The sequence below is a fragment of the Pseudotabrizicola algicola genome (assembly GCF_010915705.1).
Taxonomy (GTDB): Bacteria; Pseudomonadota; Alphaproteobacteria; order Rhodobacterales; family Rhodobacteraceae; genus Pseudotabrizicola; species Pseudotabrizicola algicola.
This window is the reverse complement of sequence record NZ_JAAIKE010000004.1, coordinates 67,824-87,172: the sequence shown is the minus strand read 5'-3', so window position 1 is coordinate 87,172 and position 19,349 is coordinate 67,824. Positions and strand designations below refer to the sequence as shown.

15 protein-coding genes and 1 other RNA gene are annotated in these 19,349 nt (G+C 66.1%); 10 read left to right on the top strand and 6 right to left on the bottom strand.

Annotated features, from left to right (window positions below):
* Positions 1-72 precede the first annotated feature (72 nt).
* The gene (locus G3572_RS13485) at positions 73-909 is read left to right on the top strand and encodes an MBL fold metallo-hydrolase (RefSeq protein WP_164612760.1); all 837 of its coding nucleotides are present in this window, start codon (positions 73-75) and stop codon (positions 907-909) included.
* 133 nt (positions 910-1,042) lie between these two features.
* Positions 1,043-2,452: an FAD-binding oxidoreductase gene (locus G3572_RS13480; RefSeq protein ID WP_164612757.1), complete on the top strand. Its 1,410-nt coding sequence runs from the start codon at positions 1,043-1,045 to the stop codon at positions 2,450-2,452.
* 48 nt (positions 2,453-2,500) lie between these two features.
* On the opposite strand, the gene G3572_RS13475 is transcribed toward G3572_RS13480, so the two are convergent.
* The 3 genes from G3572_RS13475 to G3572_RS13465 form a co-directional block, all read right to left on the bottom strand.
* The gene (locus G3572_RS13475; protein ID WP_164612754.1) at positions 2,501-3,154 is read right to left on the bottom strand and encodes a DUF1194 domain-containing protein; all 654 of its coding nucleotides are present in this window, start codon (positions 3,152-3,154) and stop codon (positions 2,501-2,503) included.
* A 54-nt stretch (positions 3,155-3,208) separates the two neighbouring features.
* Positions 3,209-3,563, bottom strand: a transfer-messenger RNA (tmRNA) gene (ssrA, locus tag G3572_RS13470).
* 258 nt (positions 3,564-3,821) lie between these two features.
* A complete protein-coding gene (locus G3572_RS13465; protein ID WP_164612751.1) occupies positions 3,822-4,874 on the bottom strand; it encodes an extracellular solute-binding protein in 1,053 nt (350 codons plus the stop codon).
* Between the two features lie 271 nt (positions 4,875-5,145).
* On the opposite strand from G3572_RS13465, the gene G3572_RS13460 reads away from it, so the two are divergent.
* A complete protein-coding gene (locus tag G3572_RS13460) occupies positions 5,146-6,144 on the top strand; it encodes an MDR family oxidoreductase (RefSeq protein WP_164612748.1) in 999 nt (332 codons plus the stop codon).
* A 155-nt stretch (positions 6,145-6,299) separates the two neighbouring features.
* The gene (locus tag G3572_RS13455; RefSeq protein ID WP_164612743.1) at positions 6,300-7,982 is read left to right on the top strand and encodes an FMN-binding glutamate synthase family protein; all 1,683 of its coding nucleotides are present in this window, start codon (positions 6,300-6,302) and stop codon (positions 7,980-7,982) included.
* Between the two features lie 9 nt (positions 7,983-7,991).
* Here G3572_RS13455 and G3572_RS13450 read toward each other — a convergent pair whose 3' ends face one another.
* The 3 genes from G3572_RS13450 to G3572_RS13440 are packed head-to-tail and all read right to left on the bottom strand — an operon-like array spanning position 7,992 to position 12,459.
* Positions 7,992-8,864 carry a DMT family transporter gene (locus G3572_RS13450; RefSeq protein ID WP_164612740.1) on the bottom strand — a complete coding sequence of 291 codons (873 nt, stop codon included), beginning with the start codon at positions 8,862-8,864 and terminating at the stop codon, positions 7,992-7,994.
* Positions 8,865-8,870: 6 nt separating this feature from the next.
* Positions 8,871-11,210, bottom strand: coding sequence for a PIG-L family deacetylase (locus G3572_RS13445; protein WP_164612737.1), 2,340 nt, complete (start codon positions 11,208-11,210; stop codon positions 8,871-8,873).
* Entirely contained in the window at positions 11,203-12,459 is a 1,257-nt protein-coding gene (locus tag G3572_RS13440) for an ROK family transcriptional regulator (RefSeq protein WP_164612734.1), read from the bottom strand. The genes G3572_RS13445 and G3572_RS13440 overlap by 8 nt, the downstream gene beginning before the upstream one ends.
* A gap of 191 nt (positions 12,460-12,650) precedes the next feature.
* On the opposite strand from G3572_RS13440, the gene G3572_RS13435 reads away from it, so the two are divergent.
* From G3572_RS13435 to G3572_RS13410, 6 genes are read left to right on the top strand one after another with little or no spacing between them, the layout of a single operon-like run.
* Positions 12,651-13,904 carry an extracellular solute-binding protein gene (locus tag G3572_RS13435; RefSeq protein ID WP_164612732.1) on the top strand — a complete coding sequence of 418 codons (1,254 nt, stop codon included), beginning with the start codon at positions 12,651-12,653 and terminating at the stop codon, positions 13,902-13,904.
* A 13-nt stretch (positions 13,905-13,917) separates the two neighbouring features.
* Positions 13,918-14,853 carry a carbohydrate ABC transporter permease gene (locus G3572_RS13430; protein WP_164612730.1) on the top strand — a complete coding sequence of 312 codons (936 nt, stop codon included), beginning with the start codon at positions 13,918-13,920 and terminating at the stop codon, positions 14,851-14,853.
* The gene (locus G3572_RS13425) at positions 14,850-15,704 is read left to right on the top strand and encodes a carbohydrate ABC transporter permease (RefSeq protein ID WP_164612727.1); all 855 of its coding nucleotides are present in this window, start codon (positions 14,850-14,852) and stop codon (positions 15,702-15,704) included. The genes G3572_RS13430 and G3572_RS13425 overlap by 4 nt, the downstream gene beginning before the upstream one ends.
* Before the next feature lie 2 nt (positions 15,705-15,706).
* On the top strand, positions 15,707-17,215 hold the full coding sequence (argH, locus tag G3572_RS13420) for an argininosuccinate lyase (RefSeq protein ID WP_354004032.1): 1,509 nt from the start codon (positions 15,707-15,709) through the stop codon (positions 17,213-17,215).
* Positions 17,215-18,246 carry an ABC transporter ATP-binding protein gene (locus tag G3572_RS13415; protein ID WP_164612720.1) on the top strand — a complete coding sequence of 344 codons (1,032 nt, stop codon included), beginning with the start codon at positions 17,215-17,217 and terminating at the stop codon, positions 18,244-18,246. Before argH ends, G3572_RS13415 begins: the two co-directional genes overlap by 1 nt.
* Positions 18,243-19,295, top strand: a complete 1,053-nt coding sequence (locus G3572_RS13410; RefSeq protein WP_164612717.1) for an ROK family protein — start codon at positions 18,243-18,245, stop codon at positions 19,293-19,295. Before G3572_RS13415 ends, G3572_RS13410 begins: the two co-directional genes overlap by 4 nt.
* Positions 19,296-19,349 lie beyond the last annotated feature (54 nt).

Genomic DNA, 19,349 nt, shown 5'->3' with positions numbered 1-19,349 from the left:
AGCGTGATCGGACCCCGCGGCTGACGCCGCGCCAAGCCGTGCTAGGTTTCGGGTTCAACCCGGAGGTGTCCGATGCGTCTGACGATCCTGCCCGCCCTGTTGATGTGTTCCCTGGCCGCGCCGGTCGCAGCGCAAGCGCCTGACGGCACGCCGGACCCGCCCGAGCGGATACCGTCACATTGCTTTGCGGTCGCGCAGGGTATTGCGCAGGTGATGCCCGTCAGCTTTGGCAGTGATGTCGCGGCGGATCAGGTGCGCATCCATTTCATCGATCATGCCAGCTTTGCCATTGCGGCGGGGGGCAAAGTGGCGGTGACGGATTTCACCGGCTTCACCGGGTTGCGTGACTGGGTGCCCGATGTGGTGACGATGAACAACGCCCATTCCACCCATTGGACCCCGAACCCCGACCCCCGCATCCCGCATGTGCTGCAGGGTTGGGCGACAGAGGCTGGCCCGGCGCAGCACGAGCTCGATCTGGGCGTTATGCTGGTGCGCAACGTCCCGACCGATGTGCGGTCACGCTGGGGAGATGGAGCACGCGAGGACGGCAATTCGATCTTCGTCTTCGAGGCGGGGGGGCTGTGCATCGGCCATCTGGGCCATCTGCATCACCCGCCGGATGAGGCGCAATATGCCAGCATCGGGCGGCTTGATGTGGTGATGGTGCCGGTGGATGGCGGCTATACGATGGCCGTGTCGGAAATGGCGGAGGTCGTGCGTCGGCTGCGGTCTTCGATTGTCATTCCGATGCATTGGTTTTCCGGCGCGTCGCTGCGGGTGTTTCTGGACAATATGCAATCGGAGTTCGAGGTGGTGGAAACCGGCCTGCCGTCGCTCGACGTCTCGTTGCGCAATCTGCCGGGGCGACCGACGATCATGGTTTTGCTGCCGGAGCGGATCAACTAGCCGGGCGCTCGTCGTCCCTGACGGGTCTCCTCGCTCGCGCGCCACGGTGGACGGGCGATGACGGCGGAAACGCCGGAAGAGCGGTTTTCATGGCAACCGCCTTGGCGTAAAGCGGGGGCAAAGGAGCCAACCGATGCTGCACCCCTGCACCCCCGATTTCCTGTCTGCACTGGGCGAAACCCATCCCGGATTGCTGCGCGCGACGGCCCCGCGCGACTTGGAGGAGCCGCGTGGGCGCTGGCAGGGGCAGGCGGCGGCGGTGGCCTGTCCGCGTGATACGGCAGAGGTCGCGGCGGTCGTGCGCGCCTGCGCGGGTGCCGGTGTGGGGGTCGTTCCGCTGGGGGGCGGCACCGGGCTTGTCGGCGGGCAGGTGATGGCGCAAGGGCCTGTGCCGCTGGTCCTGTCGCTGGAACGGATGACGGCGCTGCGCGGAGCGTATCCGTCCGAAAACGTGCTTGTTGTCGAGGCGGGGATGGTGCTTGCCGATGTGCAGGCCGAGGCGGCAAAGCTGCGCCGCGTGTTTCCCTTGTCCTTGGCCTCCGAAGGGTCGGCGCGGATAGGCGGAAACCTTGCCGCGAATGCGGGCGGGGTGAATGTGCTGCGCTATGGCAATGCCCGCGATTTGTGCCTCGGGCTCGAGGCGGTGCTGCCTGATGGCAGCATATTCCACGGCCTGAAGCGGCTGCGCAAAGACAACACCGGCTATGACCTGCGCCATCTGCTGATCGGGTCCGAGGGCACCTTGGGTGTCATCACCGCCGCCAGCCTGCGGTTGTTCCCCGAGCCTGCCGCGCGGGTCGTGGCGCTGCTGGCGGTGCCGGGTCCGCAGGCAGCGCTTGACCTTTTGGCGATGGCGCAGGGACAGGTTGCCGGATTGATTTCTGCCTTCGAGCTGATCCACCGGATGGGATATGACTTTCTGGCGGAAAAGCTGCCCGAAATCGCGGTGCCGCTGTCGCCGGTGCCGGAATGGTCGGTTCTGATCGAACTGGGTCTGCCGCAGGTCGTTGCCCCCGAGGAGGCGATGGCCGGTCTTTACGCGCAGGCGGCCGAGGCGGGTCTGGTGCAGGACGGGGTGATCGCCACCTCCGAGGCGCAGGCGGCGGCGCTCTGGCGCATTCGCGAGAGCATTCCCGAAGGCAATCGGCGCATCGGCGCGGTGTCGAGCCATGACATCAGCCTGCCGCTTTCGGCGATACCGGATTTCATTCCGCGCGCCGGCAAGGCGCTTGCCGCCCTCGGGGAGTGGCGGATCAACTGCTTTGGCCACCTCGGTGATGGCAATCTGCATTACAACGTGTTCCCTGTGCCGGGCCGCAGCCGGGCCGACCACGACCACCAGCGCGAGGCGGTCAAGACCTGTGTGCATGATCTGGTGCACGCGCTTGGCGGATCGGTCAGCGCCGAACATGGCGTGGGGCGGCTGAAGGTCGGCGATCTGGAGCGCTATGGCGATCCGGCCAAGCTGGCGGCGATGCGGGCGATCAAGGCGGCGCTTGATCCGGCGGGGATCATGAACCCCGGCGCGGTTCTGCGGGGCTGAGGCAAAAGGGGGGCGCCCCCCGCGGCGCATCCGGAAAAGGCACAAGTCTTACGAGGCGGGTTTTTCCAGTTCGCGGAGCAGCTTGACGCGGATGGCCTCGGGATAGGCCGCGAGGCTGCGCGATGTGATGACGAAGCCGCCGTTGGTGATCACCCAGTTCTGGTAAAAGCGTGTAATGGCGGTGGATTGGCCGACGTCCTCGATGGCGATGGCGTTGATGGCGACCCCGGCGGCCTCTGCACGGCTTCGTGCGGCGCGGGCGGTGTTGCCGCTGTTTTCGGGACCGTCGCCCGAGATGTCGATGATCTGGCGCAGGCAGGGCGGGGCCTGCGCGAACTGGGCGAGGGCGGCGTCGATGGCCTGCCCGACTGCGGTGTCGGAGCCAGAAAAGGCGCGCGGGGCAGCGCGGATCTGCTCGGCGGCGCGCTGGAGGTCGGAGGGGCCGCGCATCTTTGTCCAGGGCAGCACGACCGCCTGTTGTCCCATGCCTGACCAGTGCATCAGGCTGAGCGCGACCTGACCCTTGACCAGTGTCTCGGCCACTGCCGGATGGAGCAGCGCGTCTGCGGTGCCTTTGGACTGGATGCGGTATTCCTCGGCGTCGATAGAGCCAGAGACATCTATGGCGAGCAGCAGGGCCACCTCGCACGGCAAGGCGGGCTGGGGCAGGCTGAGGGCGAGGCCGAGAAAGAGTGCGCGCATGGGCGCGAGGGTTGCGCGCGGGGCTTGCCCGATCAAGACACAAAGCGGAGAGGAAATGCAGGTTTCTGTTGCCAGGTACCTGCGAACCCCGCCTTACGCGGCTAAGCGCAAGGGCTTAAGTTTCGGTGTTCGAACTGCTTACGCAGCCAGAGCCACCGGAGCACGGTTGTCGTTTGCAACTGTACATTTGGACCGATTACGGTGGTACCTCACCGAGTGAAAGCTGGCCTCTTTGAACGTTCGTCGATCCTATTTCGACCCCTAACCCCTGAAACGAACAGGTGAATTGGTGGAGTCGCCGGGTACCGCCCCCGGGTCCGAGCCGTCTATTACAGGTGCGTTTATCACCATAGTCCGAGTTGCCCCGAACAGCCCCAATATAGGCGGGGCGGGGGAAGGTCACAAGACGGTTTGCGGGGTTTTTCGAGGCTGGGCCGCGTATGGCTTACGTATGGCCCATGTATGGCCTGGGTCTGGCAGAGGTCGGCCCGCTGATGCGCTGCCGTCCGGCGCGCGCAGCGGGCGTAAATTGCATGGGGCATGGGGGAGAAGGGGCGCGGAAACAGCGGGGCGCAGGGTGCGGGGCGGGCGGAGTATGCGATGCGGCTGCGCGCGAAAAGAAAGCGCCCGACCGGAGGTCCGGCCGGGCGCTGGTCTGTGTGGCGGATCAGAAGCCCGATTTGATCAGTTCGAATTCGTTGATCATCTTTTCGCGGAACTCGGCCGAAACCGGGGTCTGCGCGAGGAGCGTGGTTGTCACCGGATCGACGAAGGCTGCCTTGAGCGCCTCTTCGGAGATGGTCTTCATGGCTTCGGCGTTCGCATGGGCATAGCCCAGTTCGTCGAGCAGGGGCTGCGCGGAGCTGTGCATCATCAGCGAGTTGATGAAGTCATAGGCCTTGTCTTGCGAGCCGGGGCCATTCTTGAGGTTGACGTAGCCGCAGAACCAGGTGGCTGCGCCTTCGGCCGGGCTGCGCTCGAAGCCGATCGGGAAGCCTTCGGCAGCCAGCAGGGCCACGCCGTCGTTCCATGACCATGCAACCAGCACCTCGCCGGTGGCCATCAGTTGCGACATCTCGGACGGGTCGGACCAGTAGGCGCGCACGTTCTTGTGCGCTTCGCGCAGCCAGTTGGCGGCGGCGGTGAACTGTTCGTCCGTCACGTTTTCCCATTCGGTGACACCGGTGGCGAGCAGAGCCAAGGACCACACGTCATCGGCACTGTCGGGCAGCGAGGTGCGGCCGGCATACTTCGGGTCAGTAAAGACGTTCAGCGTTGCCACATCGGCGGCAGGCACCTCGGTGGTGTTGTAGGCGGTGGCGGTATAGGCGTAATCGGTGGGGATGAACCAGACGCCCGCGTCATCCTTGATGAGGTCGGAGTCGAGCAGTTGCGGGTTGATATTCGCAAATTCGGGAATCCGCGACACATCCCACGGCTCGATCAGATCGGCGTCGCGGTAGCGCGGCAGCGAGGCGACGCAAGGATGGGCCACATCTGCACGAAACCCGGACGAGACTTTCTGGAAGGCTTCATCATCATCGCCAAAGAAGCTGTAGGTGGGTTTCGCGCCATGCTTGGCGACATAGTCGGTCAGCATGCCGTCAATTTCCCATCCGGCCCAGTCGAACACCAGCAATTCGGCGTCAGCGGCGCGCGCGGCAGAGGAAAAGGCGATGGCAGAGGCTGCACAGGCCAGCAAGAATTTGGTGTGGTTCATCTTGGTTCCTTCTGAATTGGAGGGTGACCGGGCATCCCCAGGCCGCGGATCAGGGGGAGGGTAGTAAAGGATTCCGGCGGTCACAAGCGAAGAACGCGCCGTGCGCGAAATGTGGTTGCGATCCGCCCGATGACAAGGGGGCGCGGCGCGGGCGCGATGCGGGGTTGACCTTGTGCTGCGCCTGTTGCCTCTTTGCGGGCAGGCAGGCGCGCGGTCTGATACAGCTTTGGGCACGGAGCGGATGCCTGAACGGCGAGGAGAGGAGATGCGGATGTTTCGGGCCATCTTGATGGAAAAGGGCGAGGACGGGCAGGCGGCGGCGCGGCTGGCAGAGTTGCCCGATGATGCCCTGCCTGCGGGCGACGTGACGGTGCGCGTGGAGTTCTCGACGCTGAATTACAAGGACGGGCTTTGCCTTTCGGCCAGCGGGGGCGGGCTGGTGCGCACTTACCCGCATGTGCCGGGGATCGATTTTGCGGGGGTGGTCGAGGCCTCGGACGATCCGCGCTATGCGCCCGGAGACCGCGTGGTGTTGACAGGCTGGCGCGTGGGCGAGGCGCATTGGGGCGGTTATGCCACGAGGGCGCGCGTCAAGGCCGACTGGCTGGTGCCGCTGCCCGAGGGCCTGGGCGCGCGGCAGGCGATGGCGGTGGGAACCGCGGGGTTCAGCGCGATGCTGGCCGTGATGGCGCTGGAAGATCACGGGCTGACGCCTGCTGCGGGCGAGGTTCTGGTGACGGGGGCTGCAGGCGGCGTGGGGTCTGTCGCGGTGGCGGTGCTGGCCCGGCTTGGCTATAGCGTTGCGGCGGTGACGGGGCGACCGGAGACCGAGGGCTATCTGCGCGATCTGGGCGCGTCGCGGCTGATTGCGCGGGCCGATCTGGCCGAGACGATCAAGCGCCCGCTCGAGTCAGAGGTCTGGGCGGGCTGTGTCGATGCCGTCGGGGGGCAGATGCTGGCCCGTGTGCTGGGGCAGATGAAATCGGGGGCCAGCGTGGCCGCGGTGGGAAATGCCGGCGGGCTGGCGGTGCCGGCCAACATCATTCCCTTCCTGTTGCGGGGCATCAATCTTCTGGGCATCAATTCGGTGACGGTGCCTTATGCGCGGCGGGTGGCGGCGTGGGACCGGATCACCTCGGACCTGCCGATGGACAAGATGGAGGCGATGATCCGGCCCGCGACGCTGGAGGAGGTGCCCGCGCTCGGGGCCGCGATCTTGCAGGGCGCGGTGCAGGGCAGGGTGGTCATCGACATGAAGGCCGCAGGATAAGGCGGCCCGCGTGCAGCCTTCCTTCATGGTTTTGCGCCATCCTTGGCCTGCGCCTGCGCGCCGCCTTTGTTGCGTGCGGGGCAGGCGCCCGGCCAGGATGGCCGGACCGCCCGTGTAAACGCCTGTCACCGGACAGCATAGAAAGACCCTAGACGATGTTCCGATTTGCTTCCCTTGCCCGTTTCAGCCTGTTTGGACTGGTGTTGATCGGCACCCTTGTCTTTGCGTTGCTGGCGGTTTTCGTTTCCGGCTGGATGGTGCTTCCGGCGCTGGTGCTGGGCGCGCTGTCTGTTGTGGGGCTGCGCGATCTGACCCAGACCCAGCATGCGGTGCTGCGCAATTATCCGATCATCGGGCATATCCGTTACATGCTGGAAAGCATCCGCCCCGAGATCCGGCAGTATCTGCTGGAAGGCACCCATGACGAGGAACCTTTCAGCCGCGAGGCGCGCAGTCTGGTCTATCAGCGCGCCAAGGGGGTCGAGGACAAGCGCCCCTTTGGCACCACGCAGAAGGTGTATGAGGCGGGCTATGGCTGGATCACCCATTCGGTGGTGCCGCGCCAGATCACCAACACCGATTTCCGTGTCCGCATCGGCAATGCCAGTTGCAGGCAGCCCTATGATGCCTCGCTCTACAACATCTCGGCGATGAGCTTCGGGTCCTTGTCGGCCAATGCGATTTCGGCGCTGAACAGGGGGGCGAAGCTGGGCGGCTTTGCGCATGATACGGGCGAGGGCGGGATCAGCCGCTATCACCGCGAGGGTGGCGGCGATCTGGTGTATCAGGTGGCCTCGGGCTATTTCGGCTGCCGCACGCCGGAGGGCCGGTTCGACCCGCAGGCCTTTGCGGTGCAGGCGGCGGACCCTCAGGTGAAGATGATCGAGATCAAGCTGAGCCAGGGGGCCAAGCCGGGGCATGGCGGGATGCTGCCCGCCGCCAAGATCACGCCGGAAATCGCGCAGGCGCGCGGGATTCCGATGGGGGTCGACTGCCTGTCGCCTGCCGCGCATAGCGAGTTTTCGACGCCGCTGGGTCTGGTGGAGATGATCGCGCGGCTGCGCGATCTGTCGGGGGGCAAGCCGGTGGGCTTCAAGCTGTGCATCGGGCACCGGCGGGAGTTCATGTGCATCGTCAAGGCGATGCTGCAAACCGGAATCGTGCCGGATTTCATCGTGGTGGATGGCAAGGAGGGCGGCACCGGATCGGCCCCGCTGGAATTTGCCAACCGTGTCGGGATGCCGATGCGCGAGGGGCTGCATTTCGTGCACAACACCCTGCGGGGGGCGGGTCTGCGCGATCAGGTCAAGATCGGGGCGGCGGGCAAGATCGTCAGCGGCTTCGACATCGCGCGGGTGCTGGCTCTGGGGGCCGATTTCTGCAACTCGGCGCGGGGGTTCATGTTTGCGATCGGCTGCATTCAGGCGCAGTCGTGCCATACCAACAAATGCCCCGTCGGCATCGCCACGCAGGACAAGTTACGCCAGCGGGCGCTGGACCCTGACGACAAGAGCCAGAGGGTCGCACGGTTCCACCGTAACACGCTGCACGCCCTGGGCGAGTTGGCCAGCGCGGCGGGGCTGGACCATCCGGGCGATTTCCTGCCCTATCACCTGATGTTCCGGCAGGAGGCCAGCACCTTCATGGATGGGAACGAGGTGTTTGCCTATGTGCCGGAGGGCTTCTTGCTGGCGGCAGAGCGCCACCCCGATCTGGCCGAATGGCATGACCGCTGGGACAGGGCGACGGCAGAAACCTTTGCGCCGCCGATGATCCCCTATGGCCCTTTCACGCGCAACACCCCTGCCGCCGCCCCCGTCGCGACCGCCGCCGGATAGCGGGACGGGTCAGTCCTTTGCGCCGCTCTGGCCGCGCGCCAGATGCACGATCCGCAAGGCAAGCAGGATGATGGCGATGCCGGCCCCCGTGGCAAGGGTCGGCACGTCGCCAAAGACCAGCCAGCCCGCGCCCGTCGCCAGCACCAGCGCCCCGTAGGACAGCGGGGCGAGCACCGAGGCGGGGCTGAAGCGGTAGGCCCGCAAAAAGCAGAACTGCCCGATCTGCGCCAGAAGGCCGATGGCAAAGAGCGCGGGCCAGTCTTGCTGTTGCACCGGCACCCAGAACAGCCATGCCGGCCCCGCCGTGAGCACCAGAAGTCCGACGACGTAGAAGACCATCATCACCACCGCGCTTTCGGCGCGCAGCGCGCGGGTCTGGATGGTGGCGAGCGAGCCGAAGAGCACCGAGCCTAAGGCCGCCAGCAGCCCCAGACCGGGGGCAAGCGCCACGGGGCCGATCATCACCATGACCCCGCAAAAGGCAAGCGCGGTGCCTGCCCAGGCCAAGGGGCGCACCCTTTCGCGCAGGAAGGTGACCGCGAGCACCATCGTCACCGGTTGACGGGTGAAGGAAATCGCCGTGACCAGAGCCAGAGGCAGGTGGGCGAGGGCGAGGAAATTGCAGGTGAGCGCGCCCGCGTTGCAGGCCACGCGGGCCGCATTGCGCCACGGGTGCCGCATCGCGGCAAAATCGCGCCGGTGCCGCCAGACCAGAGGCACGATCAGCGCGCCCCCCAACAGGGCGCGGAGGAACACCAGTTGCGCCGCCGGATAGGTGGCGCCCTGCAGTTTGACGATCACCGTCATGCAGGTGATGAGCATCATATCCGCGATCAGCCACGGGGCACCGGCATAATCGCTGTCGCGGCGCGGCGGGGTCATGCGCGCTCAGCCCGCGGGCTGGACCAGATTTGCCAGCAGACGGAACGCGCCCGGCACCAGATGGTCGAGCTGGTGATGCAGGACCAGCGCGCAATGGCTGTGCCGCCCCGCCCCGATCTGCCCAGAGACCAGCGCGCCCGTAAGCGGGGGGCCGCCCGCGTCATGCATCGACAGGAGGGTCACATAGGCCGCATCCCATTCGCTGGCGAAATAGATGCCGCGCTCTTTGTTCCAGCCGTCCCAATCGTCCGGCGTGATCCGGTTCGGGCCTGCCAGCAGGGGGTGGGACGGGTCCAGCATGGTGACGGGCGCTTGGGCATCGGTGACGCGCCAGCGCAGCGACGGGGTGCCGACGACAAGCCGGCGCGGCGGGGTCGTATCGGGCCGCCAGCCCTGATCGGGGCGCTGATAGAACGTGACGAGATGCCCGCCCGCCGCCACAAATCGGTGCAGGGCGGGGGTGGCGGCGACCAGATCGGGGCGGCTGCCAAAGGCCACGATGCCCACGACCAAGGTGGTGAAGCGGCCCAGATCCTCGGCCCCTTCCAGTCGGGCCAGCAGGGTGACATCGGCCCCCATCCGTTGCAGCCACAGACCGATGCTGTCACCGCCGCCGCCGATATAGCCGATGCGCGCCTCGGGCAGGATAAGGTCCAAGGCCAAGAGCCGCAGCGTCTCGGGCGCGAGGTAGCTGAAGCTGCCGGAATGGGGATAGCTTGCCTCGTGGCGGCTGAAGGCGGGGCGACCGTCCAGCATCGGGGTCAGCACATGCAGGCCGCGCGGCAGCGCCGGAGGCAGGGTGAGGGTGGCGTTTTCCAGCGAAAACCCCTCGGGCAATTGCCAGTCGGCGCCGTCCGCGCCGCGCAGCGGGATGGAGCGGGGCAGCCGTGCAAGCGGCAGGATCACCGCCGACGGGTCCAGCGCAAGTGTGCGTTCGGGGCCGATCTCGAGCGGTGTTTCCAGATCGAAGGCCGCTGTCATCCGCCGCCCGCCGAGGGTGGCGCTGACCTTGGCAAAGGCCGGACCATTGCCGCCCAAGGCAGACCATGACGGCAGGAACTGCGGGGTGAAGGGGGCATCGCCCGCCACGGTCAGGGTGCAGCCATCGGCGGTCGGTGCCGCCGCGCTGACCCCTTGCGGCAGGACGGGGGTGACGGTGACCTGATGCACGGGCGGCACGGCCCATTGCCAGTGAAGCGCGGCGTCCGCGCCGGGGAACAGCCGCGCCGGTTCCGCATAGGCCAGCGTGGGAAGGGCGCGCGCGGCCAGAAGGCAGGCGGCCTGCACCTCGGCCCGTTTGCGGCGGAGCCGGTGCCCGTGCTGCAGGTGAAACGCGCTGCTGCCGCCCGCCTCGGCCTGTTCCAAGGCGGCGTCGGCCCGCACCAGTGCGGCGACCACGGCATCGGCATCGGGAAAGCCCGCCATCGCCTCGGCAATGGCCTGCGCTGCGGGGATCAGGGCGGCGGGCGCATCGGGCAGGGCGGCAAGGTCGGCCAGCGTGGCGGGCAGACCTTGGGTGATGCTGGCCTCGGTCTGGCCGCCCACAAGGTGCAGGGGCCATCTGTCCTGCGGAACCGCGCGCCAGTGGCCCATCCCCTGCGAGGCGTGATAGAAGCGCGACTGCTCGCCGATATGGTCCCAGGCCGCTCCGGTGGCGGGGTCAAGGCCGCTGGCGGCGAGGGTGAGGGTTGCCGGGGGAGGCGGGACTTCATCATCATAGGTGCCGCCCGCGCCTGACCATGCGGGCAGGTAGTATTTGGCGACCTGCCAGGGCTGCAAGCCTTCGTCCGCGTGTTCGGGGTGCGCGTCCGGGTCTGCGGCGAGCCGCAGGGCGGTTTGCGCGGCGCGGGTCATCGCGCGGTGGTGGCCGTGCTGGCCCGGCACGTCGAGAAAGGTCGGGATCACCACATCGGGGCGCTCGGTGCGGTAGGCGCGCACCAGACGCTCGACGATGCGCGCCTCTCCCCAGCGGGCAAAGGTGGCGTCGCCATCCTTGGAGAAGCCGAAATCATGCACCGGATCGTCGGGGCCATGTCCCAGCCAGTGGATATCGGCATCGAGCACGCGCGCGGCCTCTTCCATCTCGCGGCTGCGCAGGATGCCGAGGGCGCCGCGCCGTTCGGGGCCGAGCGCGTTCTGGCCGCCCTCGCCACGGGTGGAGCAGGCGATGACCACCCGCATGCCAAGGCCGAGCCGCAGCCACGCGAGCATGCCGCTTTGTTCGTCATCGGGGTGGGCGCCGGTGTTCATCACCGTGACCACCGAGGTCAGGCGGGACAGGGCGCGGTGCAGCCGCACGAGGGCGGGGTCTGCCATCTGGCGGGCGATGCGGGTGCGATCAGTCATTTGCGGCAATCCTTCGGGTCTGGCCCTCTGCCATTGCAAGGGCGGCGGGGCGTTGGCTGGCGGAGGGGCCAAGGCCGGTGTCGAGCTTTGGCACGATGCTGTCGAAAAACGGCAGCGCCGCCGCGCCGAGGGCCGCGATCCGATGGCCGGTGCGGGCGCGGATCACCCTTGGCAGGGCGCGGTTGCGCCGGTTGGCCACCGAGGTGCCAAGCCGGAGCCGTGCGATCAGCGCGTCGATCAGCGGGTCGGGAAGGTCCCCGCCCAGAATGACGGTTTCGGGGTCGAGGATGTTTTCCAGCATGGCCACCACGGGCGCGAGATGCGCCGCCGCCTCGTCCAGCCAGTCCAGCAGCGGCGGATGGCCTGCCGCCAGCATGGCCGCAAGATCGCCCGCTGCCGCCTCGCCCAGCCGTTCGCGCAAGGCGTCGAGCGAGGCATAGCGTTCCAGACAGCCCGACTGGCCGCAGGCGCAGGGCCGCCCGCCGGGGGCGCTGACGATATGGCCGATCTCGCCCGCATTTCCGAAGGCCCCGCGGATGGGCTGCTGGTCGTGGATCATGCCAAGGCCGATCCCCCCGCCAAAATAGATCATGCAGAAATCCGACAGGCCCTGTCCGGCCCCGAACAGCGACTCGCCTACCGCTGCCGCGTTGGCGTCATTCTCGATGACCACCGGCACCCCGATCTGCGCGGCAAGCTGCGATGTGGCGTCGATGCCCGCCCAGCCCGGCAGGGTGGTCGGGCCGACGCCGGAGAGGCCCTCGATCTCGAAGGGGCCGGGCATCACGACGCCCACCCCCATCAGCGCCGCCGGAAAGCGGAGCCGCAGCGCCGCGACCTCGGCCACGATGCACGGGATGAGCGCGGCGGGGCCGGTATCGTCGAGCGCCACCGAGGCTTGTTCCCTGATCTGGCCATGCAGGTCCAGCACGGTTGTCACCAGATGACTGACCGAGATTTCAAAGCCGATGGTGATGGCCCCGTTCGGATTGAGCGCGAATTGCACCGGCGGCTGGCCGCGCCCCGAGCGCAGGCGGCCCATGTCGACAAGCAGGTTTTCGGCCAGCAATTCGTCGATGATATTGGCCACCGCCTGCGTGGTCAGCCGCGTCATCTCGGCAATCTGCTTGCGTCCCAACTGCCCGTGACTGCGCAAAAGATCGAGCACAACCCGCCGGTTATGCGCGCGGCTGCGACCGGGGTTCTTGCCGAGGGCGAATTTCTGACGATCGGTGGCGTCGCTGGTCATGGTGCCTGTGCCTCTGTCCTCGGAGAAAGAGTGCATGGCTGAATACATTAAAACAAGTAAATTATTTTATTGACTCGAAACAGATTCGTAACGACGCTGACACAACTGCCGGATGATCGCCGCCATGTGCGCTGCTCCGGTGGGGGGAGAAATTTGCCAGCCATTCAGGGCGGGCCAACGGAGGTTATGACATGCACAAGGGTATCCTGCTCGCTGGTCTGATGGCCGGCATCAGCCCATTTACGGTGACCGCGGCACAGGCGGTCGAGATCGAATACTGGCAATATGTCTTTGAAACCCGCGTCAACGCGATGGACCAGCTTATCGCGAACTTCGAGGCGCAGAACCCCGGCATTACCGTCAAGCACGTGACCTTTCCCTATGCCGATTACCAGACGCGCGTGGTTGCGGCCAATATGGCGCGGCAGGGGCCGGATGTGTTGCAGCTGTTCTATGGCTGGGCCGACCAGTTTATCGGCGGGCGGGTCATCCAGCCCCTGTCGCCCGAAGCGTTTCCGCATGCGCAGATCGAGGAAGACTTCTTCCCCATCGTCAGCGCGATGAAGCGCGGGGATGACTACTATGGCCTTCCCACTGCCGTGCGCTCGCTGGCGCTGTTCTACAACAAGAACCTGATGGAAGCAGCGGGGCTTGACCCGAACACGCCGCCCACGACGCTGGACGAACTGGTGGAGCAGGCCAAGGCGATCACGCAGGTGGATGCCGCCGGAAACATGGCCGTTGCGGGCATGACGCTGGACATGGGCGGGCAGGATCACCAGTGGTGGCGCGAGGTTCTGGTGCGCCAGTTCGGCGGCGCGCCCTATAGCGAGGATGGTCGGACGGTCACCTATAACGACGCGGCGGGGGCGGCGGCGCTGAAGTTCTTTACCGATCTGCAGCTTGTGGAAAAGGTGGGCCAGCGCGGCTTCATGGATGAAGGGCAGGCCGCCTTCCGTGGCGGCAAGGCCGGGTTTACCGTGGATGGCACCTTCAGGCTGGGCTCTTTCCGCACCATCGAGGATTTCGAATGGGGCGTGACCGAGCTTCCCGCCAATGCCGACGGCCTGCGGTCCAACTATGCCAGCTATTTCGCCAATGCCATCGGCGCGGGCGCGCAGGGCGAGGAACTGGAGGCGGCCGAGAAGTTTCTGGCCTATATCAGCTCGGAAGAGGCGATGAAGATCTGGCTCGATGTCGTGGGCGAATTGCCTGCCCGCCGCGCCGCGGCCATGACCGAGGAAAATCTGGCCAATCCGGTCTATGCACCTTTCCTCAAGGGGCTTGAGTATGCGCGCACGACGCTGTTTGTCGACGAGGCTGCACAGCGCCAGAACACGATCGACATGGCGAACCGTATCCTGATCGAGGGGCAAACGGTGGAGGAGGCTCTGGCCGCTGCCGCTGCCGCCGAGCAGGCCATCATCGACCGCGCCAAGAAGTGACGGGTTCGCGGGCATGGCACTGACAGAGCAGGGGGCGCCAGCGGGGCGCCCCGACAGGCCGCACGTCTTCTGGACCATGCGGCGCCGACAATTGCTGTGGGTCTGGGGCTTTCTGGCCGTGCCCGTGCTGTTTTACGGGGTGATCCGCTTCTATCCCACCGGCCACGCCTTCTGGCTGTCCTTGACCGACTGGGACCTGATGTCGGACCCGTCCTTCATCGGGCTGGACAATTACACGCGCCTGTTTGCCGACCCGCAGTTCGGGCGCGTGTTCCGCAACACCTTTGCCTATCTGATCATGGGCACGCCGATCAGCCTGATATTGTCGTTCATCATCGCCTATGCGCTGGACCGCGTGCGCTTTGGCCACACTTTCCTGCGGGCGCTGTATTTCCTGCCCTTCATCACCACCGCCTCGGCGATGGCATGGGTCTGGCGCTGGTTCTACCAGCCTGCGCCCATCGGGGTGATCAATGACTTCCTGTCGGGATTTGGCATCCCGCAGATGGCCTTCCTCAATTCGACCACATGGGCGCTGCCGTCGATCATGGTGACGGCGATCTGGGCGGGGCTCGGCTTTCAGATCATCATCTTCATGGCGGGTTTGCGGGCCATTCCGACCACCTATTACGAGGCCGCGCGGATCGACGGACTGGGCGAATGGGCAATCCTGCGCCGTATCACCCTGCCGCTGCTGAAGCCGACGACGGTGTTTCTGGTGGTGTTCTCGTCCATCGGGTTCCTGCGGATCTTCGATCAGGTCTACAACATGACCACGAATGATCCGGGCGGCCCGCTGGGTTCGACCAAGCCCTTGGTTCTGATGATCTATCAGACCGCGTTTTCCTCCTATCAGATGGGCTATGCCGCGGCGCAGACGGTGGTGTTGTTCACCATCCTGCTGGTGGTGTCGCTGCTGCAACTCTGGATCTTGCGAGAGCGGACATGACAACAGCCTCGGCCCCCACCCCCACGCTTGCGATGCCGCGCATCCATCCGGGGCGCATCCTTATCTGGACCGCGCTGTTCATCGGCGGGGTCATCATGGTGACGCCGCTGATCTTCATGTTCTCGACCTCGCTGAAGACCGCGGGGCAGGTCTATGACCTGCGGATGATCCCGGCGTCCCCCACCCTGGACAATTATGTGAAGGTGCTGTCCGACGGGCGTTTCCTGCGGTGGTTCCTGAACTCGACCTTTATCGCGCTTGCCGTCACCCTGTCGAACGTGTTTTTCGACAGTCTGGTGGGCTACACGCTGGCCAAGTTCCGCTTTCGCGGGCGCTATTTCGTGTTCCTTGCCATCCTGTCGACCCTGATGATCCCGACCGAGATGCTGGTGATCCCGTGGTATCTGATGTCGGCCGAGTTCGGCTGGATCAACACCTATTGGGGCATCATGTTTCCGGGGATGATGACGGCCTTCGGCACCTTCCTGATGAAGCAGTTCTTCGAGACGGTGCCGGATGATTTCATCGAGGCCGCGCGGATCGACGGGTTGAACGAATTCACCATCTGGTGGCGGATCGCGATGCCGCTGGTCACTCCGGCGCTCTCGGCGCTTGCGATCTTTACCTTCCTCGGCAACTGGACCGCGTTTTTCTGGCCGCTGATCGTGACCACCAGTCAGGAGCTTTATACCCTGCCCATCGGCCTTTCCAGCTTTGCGGTGGAACAGGCGATCCAGTGGGAGATGATCATGACCGGCGCATCGCTGGCCACCTTGCCCACGCTTTTGGTGTTCCTGCTCTTGCAACGCTACATCGTGCGCGGGGTGATGCTGGCGGGTCTGAAAGGATGACGATGACCGATCCCAAATCTGCCGATACCTCGCGGTTTCCCGATCCGGTATATAAGGAAACCGTGCTGCGCCCGTTGTTTGACGGGGCAAAGACCCATCACATAGACGGCTTTCGCCGCATCGACCGCGCGCATCTGGTGATGCTGGCAGAGACTGCCATCCTGCCGCGCGACGTGGCGGGGCGGATTGCCCGCGCGCTGGTGTCGATCGATGCCGAGGTGGACCCCGCGTCCCTGACCTATAAGGGCGAGGTCGAGGATTTCTTCTTCCTGATCGAGCGCGAGTTGAAGGCGCGGCTTGGCCCCGACGATGCGGGGCGGCTGCATACGGCGCGGTCGCGCAATGACATTGACCACACGCTGTTCAAGCTGTCGCTGAAGGCGCGGCTGGACGGGGCGCTGGAACAGGCGCGCGGGTTGCTGGAGGCGTTGATCGCGACTGCAGAGCGGGAGCAGGCCACGCTGATCGTGGCCTATACCCACGGCCAGCCTGCGCAGCCCACGACCTTGGGCCACTACCTTTCGGCGGTGATCGAGGTGCTGATCCGCGACATCGAGCGGCTGGAGGCGGCGCGGGGCGTGGTCAACCTGTCGTCGATGGGGGCGGCGGCGATCACCACATCGGGCTTTGCGGTGGACCGCGCGCGGGTGGCGCAGCTTCTGGGGTTTGCCGCTCCGCAGCGCAACTCCTACAGCTGCATCGCGGCGGTGGATTACATCACCGCCAGCTATTCGGCGCTGGAACTGACCTTCCTGCATCTGGGCCGCTTCATTCAGGACCTGCAATTCTGGACCGCGTTTGAAGTGGGGCAGATCTATGTGCCCAATGCCTTGGTGCAGATTTCCTCGATCATGCCGCAAAAGCGCAATCCGGTGCCGATTGAACACATGCGCCACCTGTCCAGCCAGACGGTAGGGCGGGCGCGGGTGATGCTGGACATCATGCACAACACGCCCTTTACCGACATGAATGACAGCGAAGGCGAAAGTCAGGAAGCCGGTTATCAGGCCTTCGACTCGGCGGGCCGCGTGCTGCGCCTGCTGGCGGCGTTTGTCACGCAGATGCAGGTGGAGGGCGCGCGGGTGGCGCAGAACATCCGCCGGTCCTGCATTACCATCACCGAACTGGCCGATACGCTGGTGCGGCGCGAGGGGCTTTCGTTCCGCGCCGCGCATGAGATTGCCGCCCATGTCGCCCGCGCGGTGGTGGCGGCGGGCAGCGATCTGCCCACGGGCGGCTATGCGCCGTTCCGCGAGGGCTTCACGACGGCCACGGGGAAGGCACCGGCGCTGACGGAAGCCGAGTTCCGGCACATCGTCTCGCCCGAATATTTCGTGTCGGTCCGCAATCGCTTTGGCGGGCCCGCGCCCGAGCCGCTTGCCGAGGCGTTGGCCGAATACCGCGCCCGTCTGGCCGGATTTGCCGATCAGGCGGCAGCCCATGCGCGGGCCGAGGCCGAGGCGGCGGACCTGCTGGCCCAATCCTTTCAATCTCTGGTGGAGGCTGCCTGATGGCGACCATTGCGCTGCGCAACCTCGTGAAATCCTACGGCAAGACCGATGTGATCCACGGCATCAACCTTGATATTGCGGATGGCGAGTTCGTCGTCTTTGTCGGCCCGTCCGGCTGCGGAAAATCCACCACGCTGCGCATGATTGCGGGGCTGGAGGAAGTGTCGGGCGGCGAGATCCTGATCGGCGATCAGGTGGTGAACGAGCTGGACCCCAAGCGGCGCAACATCGCGATGGTGTTTCAGAATTACGCGATTTACCCGCATATGACCGTGCGCCAGAACATTGCCTTCGGGCTTTACACCTCGCCCTTGTCGCGCGAGCAGAAGGATGCGCGGGTGACCGAGGCCGCGACCATGTTGGGGCTGACCCCGCTGCTGGACCGCAGGCCTGCGGCGCTGTCAGGCGGGCAGCGGCAGCGCGTCGCCATCGGCCGCGCCATGGTGCGCGATCCGGCGGCGTTTTTGTTCGACGAGCCGCTGTCGAACCTCGATGCGCAGTTGCGCGCGCAGATGCGCATTGAAATCAAGCGGTTGCACCAGCGCCTTGGCACGACCATCGTCTATGTCACCCATGATCAGGTCGAAGCGATGACGATGGCCGACCGGATTGTGGTGATGCGGGACGGACACATCCTGCAATCGGGCACCCCGACCGAAATCTATGATGCGCCCGCCAACGTCTTTACGGCGCAGTTCATCGGCAGCCCGTCGATGAACCTTTTGCCTGCTGCCGAGGTGGAGGGACGCATCGTGGCGCAAGCAGGCGGGCCGCTGCTGGCGGGGCTGCGCCCGCATGATCTGGTGGTCGGCGCGGAGGAGGGGGCCTTTGCGATCTCGGGCGAGGTCACGGCGGTGGAGCCGCTGGGGCCGGAAACGCTGGTGCATTTCCTGACCGAAGGCCGCACGGTGATTGCCACCGCACCGGCCCGCATGATCCCCGCGATTGGCAGCACCGTGCAGGCCTCGGCCCCGCGGGGGGCGCTTTACCTGTTCGACGCGGCCAGCGAAAAGGCTTTGGGGCGGCGGTGAAGGATCGCGAGGCGCTCTTGGCTCGCCTGCCCGCAACGCAGGGCGCGCGAGGTCTTCTGGCCGATCTGCTGGCGGGTCAGGCGGCGACGGAGTGTGTCGCCTCGGCGGAACTGGTGCAGACGGGGTGGATCACCGCGGGGCGGTTGCGCGCCGATGCGGCGGTGCTTTTGGGCTGCGACATCGGCGGCACCAAGGTGCATTCCGTGCTGAGCGATCTGGAGGGGCGCTGCCTTGCCGAAGTGCACGAGCCGACCGATCCGGCGGGGGGCGCGGCGCTGGTGGCGCAGGTGCAGCGGCATCGGGACAGGCTGGTGGCACAGGCGGAGACGCCGATGGCGGCGGCGATCGGCATTCCGGGCGCGGTGCACCCGCGGACCGGGCATGTCAGCCGGATGCCCAACATTGCCGGGCTACGGGGAGCCGATCTTTCCGGCGTGTTCAGCGCTGCCCTGCAAATGCCGGTTGCGGTCGAGAATGATGTGAACCTTGCCGCCTTGGGGGAGTATTGGCTGGGCCATCGCGCGTCGTCGATGGCCTTTCTTTCGCTTGGCACCGGTATAGGGCTGGGCCAGCTGGTGAATGGCCAGATCCTGCAGGGAGCGAGCGGGGCGGCAGGAGAGGTCGCAATTTTGCCGATCGGCGCGTCGCCTTTCGCGAAGGAGAGTTTTGCCACCGGAGCATTGGAAAGCCGCGTGGGGGCGGCGCCTCTGGTTGCCGCCTATGAGGCGAGGGGCGGCACGCGCGGCCAGACGCTGCGGCTTTTGTTCGCTGCGGACGATCCGCGCTTTGATACCGTGGTGGAAGGGCTTGCCGACAAACTGGCGCAGGCCGTGATTTCGGTCGCCGCGATCACCGATCCCGAGATCGTGGTGTTCGGCGGCAGCGTCGGTCAGCGCCCCGATCTTCTGGCGCGGGTGGTGCGGCGCCTTGCGCAGCAGCCTTTCGCGATGCCGCAGTGCCTGACCAGCCGCCTTGGCAACCGTGCCGGCGTCCTCGGCGCGGTCTGGCGGGCGCGGCAAAGACTGGCCGCCGAACTTCGCTGCCGCTAGAATTTCTGCAACCGGTTTCCGGTTCGCGCGTTGTTGGGGCAAAGGGCGCGGCTT